Origin of the sequence: [Actinomadura] parvosata subsp. kistnae, from assembly GCF_900323885.1 — a bacterium.
GTDB lineage: Bacteria > Actinomycetota > Actinomycetes > Streptosporangiales > Streptosporangiaceae > Nonomuraea > Nonomuraea composti.
Map to the genome: position 1 here is coordinate 373446 of NZ_OOHJ01000015.1, position 15066 is coordinate 388511.

Here is a 15066-nt window from a genome sequence, read left to right on the forward strand (position 1 = left end):
CGGATGGCGTCACGGCTCGCGCAGCATGAAGCCCGCCCCGCGCACGGTGTGCAGCATGCGCGGGTGGCCGGACGCCTCCAGCTTGCGGCGCAGGGAGCCGGCGAGCGGGTCGAGCGGGCCGGCGCCGATCTCGAAGTCGTACCCCCAGACGCGTTCCAGGAGCAGGGTGCGGGACATGGGGATGCCGGCGTTGCGGGCCAGCACCTCCAGCAGGTCGAACTCGCGCCGCGTCACCTCGACCTCCGCGCCGCCGAGGGTGACCCGGCGGGTGGCCGGGTCGACGGTGAGCGGGCCGACCGTGACCGGGGCGCGGGCGGCGGCATGGGGCGCGACGTGGCGCAGGAGTGCGCGCAGGCGCCGGGCCAGCTCGTACAGGTCGAACGGTTTGAGCACGCAGTCGTCGGCGCCCGCCGCGAGCGCGGCCGCCCGGCCGTCCACGTCGTCCCGCTCCGCCAGCATCAGGACGGGCATCCGCGTGCCCGCCGCCCTGATCCGCGCGCACACCTCGACGCCCGACATGCCGGGCAGCGTGACGTCGAGGACGATCGCGTCGGGCGGGGCCTTGTCCACGCGGTCGAGCGCGAGCGGCCCCGCGTCGACGGTGTCCACGGCGAAGCCCTCCAGCCGCAGGCCGCGCCACAGCGCCCGCAGGATCGCCCAGTCGTCGTCCACGGCGAGGATGCGGTAAGCGGTCATGGGCGGGCTCCGGTCAGCGGGGGTCGCGGCGCAGGGGGTGGCCGGCCGGGACCTCGACCAGGACGATGCGGTGGCCGTCGGGGTCGGCGATCCACGCCTCGATCAGCCCCCACGGCTCCTCGCGCGCCTCGCGCAGCACGGTGACGCCCGCCTCGCGCAGCCGTTTCTCCTCCTGCGCCGCGTCGCGCACCTGCAGCCAGAGCCGCATGCCCGGCCCGCCCGCCTCCTCCGAGGACCCGGACAGCTCCAGGAAGCCCTGGCCCAGGAAGAAGACCACGCCGGGATGCTCGGGCGGGCCGAACTCGCGGTAGACGGCCAGCCCGAGGGTGTCGGCGTAGAAACGGCGGCTGCGCGTGGGGTCACGGGGACGCAACAGCACGCGACTGCTCAGCACCTCCATGCCGAACCTGTTCCCCACGCCGGGCCGGGGAAGCCCCGGATCGGGAAAGCCCGGGATCCGGAAGATCACCCGCCCCGGCGGGGCCCGCGTCACACCACGGCGCCCGAGCCCCTCGGTTCCCTGGCGGGGCGGCGGGGTTCGGCCGGCTCGGGGGCCGGGCGGCGGTCGAAGCGGCCGAGCAGGATCGCCGCCGGCCCGGCCACGAACGCGGACGACAGCGTGCCCGTCACGATCCCGGTCACCAGCGCGATCGCGAAGTCCCGCAGCGAGTCGCCGCCGAAGGCCATGAGCGCGAGCAGGATGAACAGCGCGCCGAGCCCGGTGTTCACGGTGCGCGGCATGGTCTGCAGGACGGCGCCGTTCACCGCGAGCGCCAGCGGCTCGCGGCGGCGGGCCGCCCACAGCTCCCTGACCCGGTCGAACACCACCACCTTGTCGTTGACCGAGTACCCGACGACGGTCAGCATGGCGGCCAGGAACACGCCGTCGATCGGCTTGCCCAGCCACGCGAACAGGCCCGCCACCACGATCACGTCCACCAGCAGCGCCAGCACGGCCGCCGTGCCGAACGTCCAGCGGAACCTGACCGCCAGGTAGGCGAGCTGCAGGGCCACGGCCACGCCGAGCGCGACGAGCGCGTTGCGGCGCAGCTCCTCGCCCAGGCTGGGGCCGATGAACTCCTCGCTGCGCTTGGTCACCTCGCCGCCGTGGGCCTCCAGCGCCTGCTCGATCCTGGCCACCTCGTCGAGGCCGAGCCGCGCGGCGCGGACGGACACGCCGTCGTCGCCCGCCTGCACCACGGCGGTGGGGAACCCGGCCCGCGCGACCGCCTCCCCCGCCGCCTCGGCCGGGATGGGCTTGGAGGTGGCGAACTCGACGAGCCGGCCGCCGGTGAACTCGACGCCGAAGTTCAGCCCGCGCGCCACGAGCCCGGCGACGGCCACCGCCGCCAGCCCGCCCGCGATCGCCAGCCAGAGCTTCGGGCGCCGCATGAGCCGCGGGTTCCTGCGCGTCAGCCACGTACGCACGGAGCCGGCCGAGCCGAGCCCGGACAGGCGGGGACCGACGCGGCCCATCACGGCCTGGGTGAGCACGCGGGTGATGAGCATGGCCGACACGAGCGAGGCCAGCACGCCGACGGCCAGCGTCACGCCGAACCCCTTGACCGGGCCCGATGCCAGCCAGAACAGCAGCCCGGCGGCGATCAGGGTGGTCACGTTGGAGTCGGCGATGGCGCTCCAGGCGTTCCTGAAGCCCCGGTCGAGCGCCCTGCGCAGCCCGCGGCCGGGCGCCTGCTGGTACTCCTCCCTGGCCCGCTCGAAGACGAGCACGTTGGCGTCGATGGCCATGCCGATGGCCAGCACGAACCCGGCCAGGCCCGGCAGCGTGAACGTGGCGCCCATCGCGACCAGCGCCGCGTACGAGATGAGGCCGTAGCAGAGCAGGGCGGCCACGGACAGGAGCCCCGCCAGGCGGTAGACGGCCACGATGAACGCGGCGGTCAGGACCAGCCCGGCGATCGCGGCCTGGGCGCTGGCCTCGATGGCGGCGGCGCCGAGCGTCGGGCCGACCGTGCGCTGCTCGACCAGGTCGAGCGGCACGGGCAGCGCGCCGCCCTTGATGAGCACGGCCAGGTCGCGCGCCTCCTCGTGGGTGAAGGAGCCGGTGATCTCGGCGCTGCCGCCGGGGATGCCGGTGCGGCACGGGATGGACGGGTCGAGCGGCGGCGAGGAGATGATCTCCCGGTCGAGGACGATGGCGATGCGGCGCGCCGGGTCGCCCTGCGGCTTGCAGGCCGCTTCTCCGGTGAGCCGCCGCCACGGCTCCTGCTCGCGGAAGTCGAGGCTGACCCACCAGCCGGGGCCGCGCTGGGGGTCGCTCTGCTCGGTGGCGTCGCTCACCCCGTCGCCGGTGATGGCGGCGGGACCGAGCTTGAGCGGCACGCCGCTCTCGTCGGGCACCGCCGTCTTGTCGCCGGGCTCGGCGGCGCCGAGCACGGGGTGGAAGGCGAGCTGCGCGGTGCGGCCGATCACCTCGGCGGCCTGCCTCGGGTCGAGCACGCCCGGCAGCTCGACGATGATGCGCCGCTCGCCGGAGCGGACCAGGGTGGGATCGACGACGCCGAGCGCGTCGGCCCGCTGGCGCAGCACGTTGAGCGCGCGGTCGGTGGCGGCGGCGTCGGCCCGGACGGTGGGGGTGCTCCTCGTCTCGAAGACGAGCTGGGTGCCGCCGCGCAGGTCCAGGCCCAGGCGCGGCGCGGCGGCGAGAGTGACGATCAAGGAGATCACGATGACGGCAGCCGCCGTCACCGCACGCCAGAACGGCGCACGGAACATGGAAGCCTCCACAGGCTTGAAAATCAGGAAAAAGGGATCTTCAGTGCCCTGTGGAGGGAGGCGCCCGCGCGCCCGACGCCCGGGGCCGCCGGGCCTGCGGGACGTCGAGGGAGGCCGGAGGGACGACGACGGCCCACGCCGGGCGTGCGCCGGACGGCTCGGCCGCGAGCGCCGCGGCCGTGCCTCCCGTGCCCCCGGTGCCCGCCGCGCCCGTCTGCCCCTGCCAGGCGCGCAGGTCGGGCCCCGGGTACGGGAGCTGCCGCGCCCCCGACTGCTGCTGCTCGGCCCGCCAGACCGCGGCGTGCACGGCGGCCGCCTGCTGGGCGGCCTGCGCGTGGGCGGTGGCGGGCAGGAACCACGACAGGAGGAGGAGCAGGACGGCGGGCAGCCTCGCGCGCATGTCACCCCTCCCCTGACCGACCACCCACCCTAGCGGGCCGTGGCCGGCCGTGCCCCTACGACTTGAGCCCGTAGGTCAGGACGATGATGCCCGACGTGAAGCGGGTCGAGTCCAGCAGCTCGAAGTGGGTGAGGTCGAGGCCGTCGAGCAGCCGGTCGCCGCCGCCGGCCACCACCGGGAACATCCACAGGTGCAGCTCGTCGATCAGCTTGTGCTCGATCAGCGTGCGGTCGAGCACGCCGCTGCCGTACTTGAGGATGCTCTGCCCCGGCTGCCGCTTCAGCTCCGCCACGGCGGTGGCCACGTCGCCCTCGATCAGGTTGCCGTTCCAGGCGGTGGCCTCCTTCAGCGTCGTGGAGGCGACGTACTTGGGCAGGCCGTTGATCCGGTCGGTGTACTCGTCGCCGGAGCGGGCGCCCCACGCCTCGGCGAAGCCCTCGTACGTCTCGCGGCCCAGCAGCAGCGCGTCGGCGCCGAACAGCAGCTTCGCCGAGTAGGCGTTGTGCTCGGCGTCCCAGTACGGCGGGCCCCAGACGTGCGGGTCGCTGATGACGCCGTCCAGCGTGACGAAGGTGGATTCGACGAGCTTCCTCATCGTGTGCTCCTCAGGTCGTTCCTCGTGGTCGATGAGGAGAGCATGGCGACGGCCGCTTACCGAATCCTGCCGATATTCTTACGGCGCCTTCCCTACGGTCGCTCCGCAAGGAACACGAACTCCTTGCCGGGCCGGTCGGGGGCGTCCCTGACCTCGCGCACGACGTAGCCGCTCGCCTCCAGGTCCGCCTCGACCTCGGCGCGCTCGCGGAAGCGCAGCGTGGAGTGCGAGGTCAGCACCTCGCCGTCGGAGGTGAAGACGACGGTCGTCCGGAAGGTCACCAGCGGCCCGCTGACGTCGGTCACGTCGTGCCACTGCTCGACCCTGCCCACGCCCGGGACGTCGGTGACCTGGTGGGTCTGCTCCTTGGTCCAGCCGAGCCACGCCCGCCTGGCCGGGTCGCGGGTCTCGAACACCAGGTGCCCGCCGGGCCGCAGCGCCGCGCGCACGGCCGCCAGCGTGGCCCGCCAGTCGTCCGGCTCGACGATGGCCTGGGCGGCGTTGCCCGTGATCGTGGCGAGGTCGGCCTCCAGCGGCGGCACGTCGGTGGCGTAACCGTGGATCCAGCGCACCCGCTCGGCGCCCGGCTTGGCCCTGGCCACGTCGAGCGACGCCCCGGCCGGGTCCACGCCCGTCACCTCCATGCCCCGGCCGGCCAGCAGCAGCGCGAACGTGCCCGTGCCGCAGCCGACGTCGAGCACGCGGCGGGCGCCCAGCTCCTCGGCGATGGCGGCGTAGACGTCGAGGTCGCTCCGGTCGGGGTCCAGGGGGTCGTACACGGCGGCCAGCCGTGGATGCTCGAAGATCGCGTCAGCCATGCGGCCACGATAAAGGGATTTCGCGGACATGAAGGACGGTTATCCTCGTTCGATGCTCTTCACGATCACCCACGCCCGCCTCACCACCCGTTTCACCGCGCCGGGCGCGGCCCGGTGAGCGCCGCCGTCCACGCCTACCTCAGGGCGGCGGCCGGGCCCGGCGCGGTGCGGTCCGGGCCGTTCCTCATCAGGTTCGACGCGCGCGACGACGCCCGCCCGTTCAACTACGCGGTGCCCGACGATGGCGCCTCGCCCACGCCGGACGACGTCGCGGCGCTGGTGGCGGCCTTCCGCGAGCGCGCGCGGGTGCCCCGGCTGGAGTACGTGCCGCAGACCTCGCCCGAGGTGGAGGCCGCCCTGCTGGCCGCCGGGTTCGTCCCGGAGGGGCGTTACCCGCTGCTCGTGTGCCCGCCCGCCGAGGTGGTGGACGTGCCGGTCCCGCCTGACGTGCGGGTGCGGCTCGTGAGCGACGACCCCGGCCTGTGGGCGGTGGCGCGGGTGATGAACGAGGCGTTCGGCGCGCCGGAGGCCACCGAGCACGACGTGGCCCGGCTGCGCAACGTCCTGGACGGCGGCGGGCTGGTGGCCGCCGCCTCCGTCTCCGGCCAGGTCGTGGGCGGCGGGCAGCTCGGCCGGCCGCACGAAGGGGTCGCCGAGGTGGCCGGCATCGCGGTGGCGCCGGCGTACCGGCGGCGCGGCATCGCGGGCGCGGTCACCGCGCTGCTGACCCGCGAGGGGGCCGGGGCCGGGGTCGGCACGCCGTTCCTCACCCCGGCCGACGACGCGGCGGCGCGCGTGTACGCCCGCACCGGGTACCGCCGGGTGGGCGAGGCCCTGCACATCTCGCTCCCCTGACCCGCCGGCCCTGCTACGTGGCGCCGTTCAGGGGCGGCGCGTGCCTCGACACCCAGACCGCGAGCTGCGTGCGGTCGCGCAGGCCGAGCTTGCGCAGGCAGCTCGAAATGTGGTTCTTGGCCGTGCCCTCCGTGATGTGCAGCCGGCGCGCGATCTCCCGGTTGGCCGCCCCGGCGCCGATGAGCAGCGCGATCTCGTACTCGCGCTCCGACAGCCCGCCCGGCGGCTCCTGGAGGGCCCGTGTGATCGAGGGGGCGGGCGCGCCGCGCAGCAGGGCGACGAGCCGCTCGCTGGCCGCCCCGCCGAGCACGGTCTCGCCGCGCGCGGCCCGCCGGATCGCGGCGACCAGCTCGTCCGGCGGGGTGTCCTTCAGCAGGTAGCCCTTCGCGCCGGCGCGCAGGCCGCCGAAGATGTAGTCCTCGTCGTCGAACGTGGTCAGGATGACCGGCGCCAGCCCGGGGAACTCGGCGCGCAGCCGGGCCACCAGCTCGACGCCGTCCATGCCGGGCATGCGGGCGTCCACGAGCACGACCTGCGGCCGCTCGCCGGCCACGGCCCCGGCGAGCCAGGCCAGCGCCTCCTGGCCGCCGCCGGCGGTGGCGGCGATCTCGATGCCCGGCTCGATCTCCAGCAGCTTGCGCAGGCCCTCCCGCATGAGGATCTGGTCGTCGACCAGCATCACCCGGATCGGCTCCGCGCCGTCGCCCGGCCTCATCCGGCCCGTCCCAGCACCGGTACGGTGGCGCGCAGGGTGAACCCCTGCCCTGCGCCGTCGATCACGTCCAGCTCGCCGCCCACGCCGCGCAGGCGGTCGCGCAGCCCGCGCAGGCCGAAGCCGTTCGCCGTCGTGCCGGGCGCGGCGCCGGTGCCGTCGTCGGAGACCGTCACCTCGACGCGTTCGGCCGTGCAGTCGAGGGCGACCTCGACGTGCCGCGCGCCCGAGTGGCGCACCGCGTTGGTGAGCCCTTCCTGGACGACGCGGTAGCAGACCAGCTCGCGGCCCTCGTCCACGTCGGGCCAGGTGCCGGTGACGGTGAAGGCGACGCCCGTCTCGGCCGAGCCGAACGACTCGGCCAGGGCCCGCAGCGCGTCGGGGCCGGTGCGGCCGTCCATGCGCAGGGGTTTGAGCGCGCGCACCCAGCGGCGGGTGTCGTTCAGCGCCTCCAGGGTGAGCGCCTGGGCCTGGCGCACCTCGTCCCAGGCGGCCTCGGGGCGGGCGGTGCGGTAGCGCTGGGCGTTCTGCAGGCCGACGTTGATGACGGTCAGGTAGTGGCCCACGGAGTCGTGCATGTCGCGGGCGATCCTGGCGCGCTCTTCGGCGATGGCCAGCTCGCGGGAGCGGGCCGCGTACCCGGCCAGCTCGGCGTGGGCCTGTTCGAGGTCGGCGAGCAGGCGGCGGGTCTCCTCGGCGCGCCGGCTGGAGTCGAACATGGCGACCGCGCCCAGCAGCAGCACCAGGCAGAGGAAGATCATGATCAGGCCGTTCATGGCGGCCTCGAACAGGGTCTGGACGGGGTTGAGCGCGCCGATCACGAAGCCGAGCAGGCCGGCGATGCCGGTGTAGGCCAGCGCGCCGCGCAGCCCGAGCACGAGCAGCGCGTTGCTGACCGCCAGCCCGACGATCAGCAGGCCCGCGACCCCTCCCGACAGCATGAGCGGCAGCGTCAGTGCCAGGAACGCCACCGTCACCGCCTTGCGGCCCGGCGAGGCCCCCGGCTGCCAGGGCAGGACCCGCCACAGCACGGCCGCGGGCAGCAGGGCGGCGGCGCCGGCGTAGAAGAGCACGGCGAACAGCGGCCAGCTCCACAGCTCGGCGCGTTCGATGGAGGTGAAGGAGAACCCGTAGATCGTCGCGGCGATCGTGGCCGCGGCCCAGAAGAACACGCTGAACACCAGGGGCGGCCGGTCGTCGGTGAAGCGCACCCAGCCGTTCAGGTCCCGGAACGATCGCGCCTGCCGCATATGCGGAGCATAACCATCCACCGCCCGCCTGACAGGGTGCCAAAAGTCATGTGACGCCGGTCATGGTGAGACATGACGTGACATGACCCGCGCCGGATATCCGTCCCGGCCTTCGCGATCTACGCTCACAGCACGGTAGTCGGCGAGGCGAGGAGAGGAGGCGGTCATGGCGGTGACGGAGCGGCGAGCGGGTGGCGTGCCGTGGGCGGGGGTCGTGGTGACCGCGCTGAGCCTGGCCGCGGCGGTCGCGATCTCCTTCGCGGTCTACGACTCGCTGCCGGAGCTGGTGACGACGCGGGAGCCCCGGCCCGGACGGATGGGCAGCCAGGTGCCGAGGATCGTGCTGGTGTCCGCGGTCCCGCTGACGCTGGTGCTGCTCGGCACGCTCATGGTCGGCCGCGCCCTGGTCGCCGACCGGCTGCGCCGCCTGGTGCCCGCGGCGCTCGTGCCCCGGCGCCGGTCGGCCGATCTGTTCCTGGTGGTGCTGCCGCCGTTCTTCGCCGTCGTCCACGGCGGCGTGCTGCTGCGGACCGCCGGCCACGCCTTCCCGCTGGAGGTGACCGTCGCCGTGGCGTTCGGGCTGCTGATCGCGGGGCTGAGCCGGGCGCGCCCGCTGCTGGACCCGCTGCGGTTCGTCCCTGGCGTGGAGCAGGCGCGCCGGCTCGGCGGACACGGCCTGGCGGCGGTGGGCGGCTGCTGCGCGGTCGGGGCGTTCTTCCTGCCGCCGATGTTCGTGGCAGTGTCGGCCGCGTTCGCGGCGGGGGCGATCTCCCTGCTGATGGTGCTCGTGCCGCTGTCCAGGCTGCGGTCATGACGGGCTCAGGCCGCCCGATTCCCGGACGAACGGCATAAATGGGTCCTCTCGGCGCGCAATACGCCGTTTACGCTGACGACAGCACTCGTTCATCGAACGCTTCACATGGACTCCCGGTCTATGCCCTTGTCCCGAGGGGAGCACCATGACCGAGCTCGACCGTCGTTCCTTCCTCGGCCGCGGCCTGGCCACCACCGGCGGGGTGCTGGCCAGCGGCCTGGCCATCGAGACCCTTTCCGCGCACGCCGCCTGGGCGGGCGCCGGCCGCCCCGCCGCCGACCCGCGCGAGAGCGGCTACGGCCCCCTGCGCCGCATGCCCGCCAGGAACACCGGCGAGGAGTACCTCGCCCTCCCGGCGGGCTTCTCGTACGTCGTGCTGAGCAAGAGCGGCACGCCCATGACGGACGGCGTCGCCACCCCCATCGCCCACGACGGCATGGCCGCCTTCCCGGGCACCCGCCGCCACACCGTCCGCCTCATCCGCAACCACGAGGTGCGCACCACCCCCGGCTCCCCCGTCGGCCGCGTGTACGTCGAAGGCTCGCGGCGCTACGACGAGCTGGGCGTCGGCGGCACCACCACGCTGGAGGTCGACCTGCGCAGCGGCGCGGTGCTGCGGCACTTCGTCAGCCTCAACGGCACGATCGTCAACTGCGCGGGCGGCCGCATGCTGTACGACCGCGGCTGGCTGACCTGCGAGGAGACCACCGCCGGCCCCACGCAGGGCTGGCAGCGCAAGCACGGCTACATCTTCGCGGTGCCGCTCGACGGCCCCGCGCCCGGCAGCCCCGCCCCTCCCCGCCGCTGACCGCGATGGGCCGCTTCTCGCACGAGGCGGTCGCGGTCGACCCGCGCACGGGGTACGTCTACGAGACCGAGGACCAGTCGGGCACGCCCGACGGCTTCTACCGCTTCCGCCCCAGCGACCCGCGCGACCTGGCGAAGGGCGGCGTGCTGGAGATGCTCAAGATCAGGGGGGTGGACGGCTACGACTGCCGCGAGGGCCAGACCATGGGCGCCCGCCTGCCCGTCGAATGGGTCCGCATCGACGACCCCGACCCCGACCTCGAGAACGGCGCCACCACCTGCACCGGGCAGGGCCTGGCCAAGGGCGGCGCCAAGTTCAACCGCCTCGAAGGCTGCTGGTACGGCGACGGCAGCGTCTTCTTCAACTCCACCAGCGGCGGCGACGCCAAGAACGGCGACCCGCCGAACGCCGACGGCTACCTGGAAGGGTACGGCCAGGTCTGGCAGTACGTCCCCGGCCGCCGCGACGGCGGCACGCTCGTGCTGGTCTACGAGTCGCCCGGCCGCAAGGAGCTCGACTCGCCCGACAACCTGACGTTCACGCCGCGCGGCGGCATCGTGCTCTGCGAGGACGACGCCAGCTCCGCCGACGCCGACCCGCACCCGCTGGCCCCCGGCCTGACCAACGTGAACCGGCTGATCGGGCTCGACCCGCGCAGGGGTCAGCCGTTCGAGTTCGCGGTCAACATCGCCGACGAGTGCGAGTTCGCCGGCGCGTGCTTCAGCCCGGACGGCTCCGTCCTGTTCGTCAACAACTTCGGCGACTCCGTCTCGCTGGACCCGCCGGGCCGCACGTACGCGATCCGCGGCCCCTGGCACCGCGGCCCGCTCTGACGAGCCCCGGAAGGACGGCTAACATCACACCGAGCGAGCTTTTTGTGGCGCTCAGTGTCACAACTGCCCACTTGCATGGGAGTACGGGCAGGGGCGGACACTCGTAAGGAACACACACGCTCCTTACCCGGCCGGGGGTGATTCCCTGTGCACGACGGGTTCGAATCCCGTGAGTCATGGCCTTTCGAGTGCCTGCGCTGTCTCTACGTATGGGAGGAGGACTACGTCGTCCGTCACCTGACCGACGACCACGGCAACGAGACGGAGATCTGGCTCGCCTCCGGGGTGCCCGTCCAGCCACCCTGGTCCGGGCTGAGCTGCCCGGCGTGCGGCGCCTACCATCTCACGTCCTTCCCCGCCGGCTACCTGGCCCGCCACCCCGAACTGGCGGCGGCCCCCGACCCGGTGCCGCTGGCCAAGGTGCCGGTCATCCCCATCAAGGACATCGCGCCGCCGGTCGCCCGGCCGCCGCTGCCGCGCCGCCTGCTCATCGCGGTCGGGCTGCCGGTGGTCGCGTTCGTCGGGTACGAGCTGTACGCGTACATGGCGCCCATCGCCCATCACCACTAGCCCACCCGGCGAGGAGGCCGCACACGGCTCACAGGCGGCGCAGGCTTCGCAGGGGTGAGGCGGCGCCGATGGCGGTGCCGGCGAGCATCACGCACGAGGTGACGACCAGGGTGGCCCGGAGCCCCAGCGCCGCGGCTGCGGCGCCGCCCGCCAGCGCGCCCAGCGACTGCCCGCCGTACGCGAGGAAACGCCAGGTGGCGTTGGCGCGCGACAGCAGCTCGGCGGGGATCAGCGCCTGGCGGAACGTCTGCTGGTTGACGCCGTACAGCGAGGGGCCCGCGCCCCGCAGCAGCTGGGCGAGCACTACGACGGCCACGACCAGCGCGAACGGGCCGGCCGCCGCGGCCAGCACCAGGCCCGCGACGGACGCGAGGACCATGCCCGCCACGAACGCCGGCCCCGGCCCGAGCCGGCGCGTGACCCGGGTCGCCACCGCCGCGCCCGCGACACCCGCCACGCCGCTCGTCGCGACCAGCACACCGATCAGGGACGGTGACAGGTGGAGGCCGCGCACGAGATAGAGCACGAGCACGACGGCCTGGGCCGAGCCCGCGAACGCGCCCACGGTGGCCGCCAGCACGACCGCCCGCATGACCGGATGCGCGAACACCGCACGCAACCCCTCCGCGACATCGGCCCGCAACCGCACCGGCCGCCGCTCCCCACCCGACGGACTGCGCCCCTCCACCCGGATCCGGGCCTTGAGCAGGGACGACACCGCGAACGAGGCCGCGTCCACCGCGATCGCGACCGGCGCCGTGAACGCCGACACCAGCAGGCCGCCCACCGCCGAACCGACCGTGCCGACCGTCGTGTTGCCCAGCATCAGCATGCTGTTGGCGGCCAGCAACCGCTCACGCGGGACGAGCTGCGGCGTGAACGACTGCGCGGCCACCGACTCGACCAACGCCGCCGTCCCCGCCAGCGTCACCACCACGTACAGGTGCCACATCCGCAGCCCGCCGAACACGGCCAGCACCGGCACCGCACCGAGCAGCCCCACCCGCACCGCGTCGGCCACCACGACCGCCCGGCGGTACGGCACCCGGTCGATCCACACGCCGGCGGGCAGGCCGAGGAGCAGGTGCGGCAACAGGCCGAGGGCACCGAGCACGCCCATCTCGGTCGCGGAGGCGCCCAGGTGGACGACGGCGGTCAGGGGCAGCGCGACCGTGGTGACGCTGGATCCGAGCAGCGAGACGGTGTTGCCCGCGAGAAGCCGGCGAAAGTCCGCATGCCGCACCAGCACGGCCCAGGGGCTGGACACGGCACCGCCCTCGGCGGCGCCTCCGGCTGCGGCCTCCCCGAGCGTGGCGCCCGCGACCGCGACGCCCTCGGCGGCCCGGCCCTCGGCGGCCCTGCCTTCGGCTGTGGCCGCCCTGGGTGCGGTGTCCCGGGGGGCTGCGGATTGCTCGGGGCCCGTCTCGGGGTCGCTGCCTCGGGTCATGCGGCACGCTAACCCGGCCCCCATGCCCCCGCAAATCGCGGGGCGGGAGCGTCAGGGGGACAGGGCGAGGGCGGCGATGTCCACGTGGAGGTCGGCGCGGTGGCGGGTGGCGCGGATGGCGGCGGCGTTGGGCTCGTCCACGGTCGCGACCCAGCGCTCCGCCTGCTCCGGGCTCTTGCCGAACCGGACGTGCCGCCGCGTGAGGCGCTCCAGGCGGACGCGGTCGTCGAGGTCGGCGTACCAGACCTCGGTCATGGCCGTGCGCACCTGCCGCCACGGGTCCTCGTCGTGCAGCAGGTAGTTGCCCTCGCTGACGACGACCCGCGCCTGCGGCGGCACGGCGATGGCGCCGGCGATCGGCTGTTCGATGTCGCGGTCGAAGGACGGGGCGTACACGACGGTGCCGGTCTCGGTGTGCAGGCGGCGCAGCAGGGCGAGGTAGCCGTGCCCGTCGAAGGTGTCGATGGCGCCCTTGCGGCCGAGCCGGCCGAGGCGTTCGAGGGCGACGTCGGCCAGGTGGAAGCCGTCCATCGGCACCCAGACGGCGGGCAGCCCGGCGGCGGTGAGCGCCGTGGCGAGCCGGCCCGCCAGCGTCGACTTGCCCGCGCCGGGGCAGCCGGCGATCCCGACCACCACGCGCTCACCTGCGGCGGCCAGCCCGCGCACGCGCTCGACCAGCCCCTCCATCCCGCTCACCGGCCACCCCACTGATCCACACGAGCACCCTAGCGGCGTACCGGCCAACGGCGCGCCGACCACCCGCGGGCACCGCCCGGGGCCCGCGCATCACCGCCGGCGGCACGCGGCTCACCGTCTCGGGCACGCCCGCCAACGCTCCGGGCACACGTGTCATCGCGGGCGGCACATGCGTCGCCTCCCGGGGCACGCACGCCACCGCCGGCGGCACGTGTGTCACCGCTCGCGGCACGCGGGTCGCCACATGACGGGCGTCACCCGTGGCCAGGTCACCACCGGAGTCGGACATGGCCGGGGGCGCCACGTGGCGGGGTGGTCACCAGGTGACGGGTAGCTCGTAGACGCCGTAGACCTGGCCGTCGTGTTTGAAGGGGATGCGGTCGAGGTCGGTGGCCAGGGTGAGGGTGGGGATGCGTTTGTAGAGGGTGCCGTACACGACCTGCAGCTCCATCCGGGCGAGCGGCTGGCCGAGGCACTGGTGGACGCCGAAGCCGAAGGCGATGTGGCGGCGGGCGTCGCGGCGCAGGTCCAGCTCGTCGGGGTCGGGGAAGACGGCGGGGTCGCGGTTGGCGATGTCGTTGGCCATGATGAGGCCTTCGCCGGCGCGGATGACCTGGCCGGCGATCTCGATGTCGGCCAGGGCCACGCGGCGGCGTCCGCTGTGGGTGATGTTGAGGTAGCGCAGCAGCTCTTCGACGGCGCCCGCGATCAGCTTGGGGTCGTCGCTCTCGCGCAGGAGGGCGAGCTGGCCGGGGTGCTGGAGCAGGGCGAGGGTGCCGAGGGCGATCATGTTGGCGGTGGTCTCGTGGCCGGCGATGAGCAGCAGGACACCCATCTGGGCCGCCTCGGCGCGGGTCAGCTCGCCGGCCTTGACGCGGGCGGCCACCTGGGAGAGCAGGTCGTCGCCGGGGTGGTCGAGCTTGTCGCCGACGAGCCCGTCCAGGTAGTCGAACAGGCGGCCGCCGGCGGCGGCGCGTTCCTCGGCGGTGGTGTCCCGCTTGATGATGGTCTTGCTGTTGTCCTGGAAGAAGTCGTGGTCGGCGTACGGGACGCCGAGCAGCTCGCAGATCACCAGCGAGGGCACCGGCAGGGCGAACGCCTCCACGAGGTCGACGGGTCTGGGCCCGGCGAGCAGGTCGTCGATGAGCCCGTCCACGATCCGCTGGACGGCGGGGCGCATGCTCTCGACCCGGCGGACGGTGAACGCGCCCTGCACCATGCGGCGCTGCCGGTGGTGCTCGGGGTCGTCCATGAGGATGAAGCTGAGGGAGCCGCCGGCGGTCCGGGGCGCGGACAGCGGGTAGCCGGGCCGGGTGACGTCGGAGCTGATCTGTGGGTGGCTGAGCAGGGCTTTCTGCTCGGCGTACGTGGTGACGAGCCAGGGGGTGCTGCCGTCCCACAGCCGGACCCTGGTGAGCGGCCCGTCCTGCTGGAGGGCCTGGATCCGGGGCGGCGGGTCAAAGGGGCACTTCTCGGCTCTGACGCCGGGGAACTCGGGCAGCGTCTCGGACTGGGTGCCGGGCAGCGTCTCGGTCATGCGCCCTCACCGATCCTGATCGCGCCCGCCGGGCAGACGGCGGCGGCCTCGCGGACCCGCGCGTGCTCGGTCCCGGCCGGCTCGGCGTTCAGGAGGAGCACGATGCCGTCGTCCTCACGCTGGTCGAACACCTCGGGCGCGAGCAGCACGCAGTTGCCGGCGCCGCAACATTTGTCCTCGTCAACGGTGACCTTCACAGGCTCACTCAACCAGCCTGACCATCGTAAGTCAAGCAACTGATTTAAATTTTGTCCCGACAAGGCGGCGCGCCGGTGAGGGGGAGGCATTGAATGGTCATG

17 protein-coding genes are annotated in these 15066 nt (G+C 74.0%); 5 read left to right on the top strand and 12 right to left on the bottom strand.

All coding sequences use genetic code 11. From position 1 onward, the window contains the following. Positions 1-9: 9 nt before the first annotated feature. The 6 genes from KIS93_RS16395 to KIS93_RS16420 form a co-directional block, all read right to left on the bottom strand. Positions 10-696, bottom strand: coding sequence for a response regulator transcription factor (locus KIS93_RS16395; protein WP_080036768.1), 687 nt, complete (start codon positions 694-696; stop codon positions 10-12). Between the two features lie 13 nt (positions 697-709). After that, on the bottom strand, positions 710-1096 hold the full coding sequence (locus KIS93_RS16400) for a VOC family protein (RefSeq protein WP_080036767.1): 387 nt from the start codon (positions 1094-1096) through the stop codon (positions 710-712). 89 nt (positions 1097-1185) lie between these two features. Next, entirely contained in the window at positions 1186-3432 is a 2247-nt protein-coding gene (gene secD, locus KIS93_RS16405; protein WP_080036766.1) for a protein translocase subunit SecD, read from the bottom strand. 40 nt (positions 3433-3472) lie between these two features. Continuing rightward, the gene (locus tag KIS93_RS16410; protein WP_080036765.1) at positions 3473-3832 is read right to left on the bottom strand and encodes a hypothetical protein; all 360 of its coding nucleotides are present in this window, start codon (positions 3830-3832) and stop codon (positions 3473-3475) included. A 55-nt stretch (positions 3833-3887) separates the two neighbouring features. Further along, the gene (locus tag KIS93_RS16415) at positions 3888-4427 is read right to left on the bottom strand and encodes a dihydrofolate reductase family protein (RefSeq protein WP_080036764.1); all 540 of its coding nucleotides are present in this window, start codon (positions 4425-4427) and stop codon (positions 3888-3890) included. 92 nt (positions 4428-4519) lie between these two features. Next, on the bottom strand, positions 4520-5245 hold the full coding sequence (locus KIS93_RS16420; protein ID WP_080036763.1) for a class I SAM-dependent methyltransferase: 726 nt from the start codon (positions 5243-5245) through the stop codon (positions 4520-4522). A 114-nt stretch (positions 5246-5359) separates the two neighbouring features. Here KIS93_RS16420 and KIS93_RS16425 point away from each other — a divergent pair, with 114 nt between their 5' ends. Further along, a complete protein-coding gene (locus KIS93_RS16425; protein WP_186404268.1) occupies positions 5360-6100 on the top strand; it encodes a GNAT family N-acetyltransferase in 741 nt (246 codons plus the stop codon). A gap of 13 nt (positions 6101-6113) precedes the next feature. On the opposite strand, the gene KIS93_RS16430 is transcribed toward KIS93_RS16425, so the two are convergent. Both KIS93_RS16430 and KIS93_RS16435 read right to left on the bottom strand, forming a co-directional pair. Then, positions 6114-6815 (bottom strand): response regulator, encoded by a 702-nt coding sequence (locus KIS93_RS16430; protein ID WP_080036762.1) that lies wholly within the window; start codon positions 6813-6815, stop codon positions 6114-6116. Beyond that, positions 6812-8062: a sensor histidine kinase gene (locus KIS93_RS16435; protein WP_080036761.1), complete on the bottom strand. Its 1251-nt coding sequence runs from the start codon at positions 8060-8062 to the stop codon at positions 6812-6814. The genes KIS93_RS16430 and KIS93_RS16435 overlap by 4 nt, the downstream gene beginning before the upstream one ends. 166 nt (positions 8063-8228) lie before the next feature. Here KIS93_RS16435 and KIS93_RS16440 point away from each other — a divergent pair, with 166 nt between their 5' ends. The 4 genes from KIS93_RS16440 to KIS93_RS16455 all read left to right on the top strand — a co-directional run bounded on the left by KIS93_RS16440 (position 8229) and on the right by KIS93_RS16455 (position 11087). Then, on the top strand, positions 8229-8876 hold the full coding sequence (locus tag KIS93_RS16440) for a hypothetical protein (RefSeq protein WP_080036760.1): 648 nt from the start codon (positions 8229-8231) through the stop codon (positions 8874-8876). Positions 8877-9021: 145 nt separating this feature from the next. Then, the gene (locus KIS93_RS16445) at positions 9022-9684 is read left to right on the top strand and encodes an alkaline phosphatase PhoX (RefSeq protein WP_186404269.1); all 663 of its coding nucleotides are present in this window, start codon (positions 9022-9024) and stop codon (positions 9682-9684) included. A 5-nt stretch (positions 9685-9689) separates the two neighbouring features. Further along, positions 9690-10517: an alkaline phosphatase PhoX gene (locus KIS93_RS16450; protein WP_186404270.1), complete on the top strand. Its 828-nt coding sequence runs from the start codon at positions 9690-9692 to the stop codon at positions 10515-10517. Positions 10518-10664: 147 nt separating this feature from the next. Then, positions 10665-11087: a hypothetical protein gene (locus KIS93_RS16455; protein WP_080036758.1), complete on the top strand. Its 423-nt coding sequence runs from the start codon at positions 10665-10667 to the stop codon at positions 11085-11087. A gap of 28 nt (positions 11088-11115) precedes the next feature. On the opposite strand, the gene KIS93_RS16460 is transcribed toward KIS93_RS16455, so the two are convergent. The 4 genes from KIS93_RS16460 to KIS93_RS16475 all read right to left on the bottom strand — a co-directional run bounded on the left by KIS93_RS16460 (position 11116) and on the right by KIS93_RS16475 (position 14964). Continuing rightward, the gene (locus tag KIS93_RS16460) at positions 11116-12534 is read right to left on the bottom strand and encodes an MFS transporter (RefSeq protein ID WP_186404271.1); all 1419 of its coding nucleotides are present in this window, start codon (positions 12532-12534) and stop codon (positions 11116-11118) included. 51 nt (positions 12535-12585) lie between these two features. Next, positions 12586-13221 carry a nucleoside/nucleotide kinase family protein gene (locus KIS93_RS16465; protein ID WP_080036756.1) on the bottom strand — a complete coding sequence of 212 codons (636 nt, stop codon included), beginning with the start codon at positions 13219-13221 and terminating at the stop codon, positions 12586-12588. Positions 13222-13546: 325 nt separating this feature from the next. Then, positions 13547-14767 (bottom strand): cytochrome P450, encoded by a 1221-nt coding sequence (locus tag KIS93_RS16470; protein WP_080036755.1) that lies wholly within the window; start codon positions 14765-14767, stop codon positions 13547-13549. Further along, the gene (locus KIS93_RS16475) at positions 14764-14964 is read right to left on the bottom strand and encodes a ferredoxin (protein ID WP_080036754.1); all 201 of its coding nucleotides are present in this window, start codon (positions 14962-14964) and stop codon (positions 14764-14766) included. Before KIS93_RS16475 ends, KIS93_RS16470 begins: the two co-directional genes overlap by 4 nt. Positions 14965-15066: the final 102 nt, after the last annotated feature.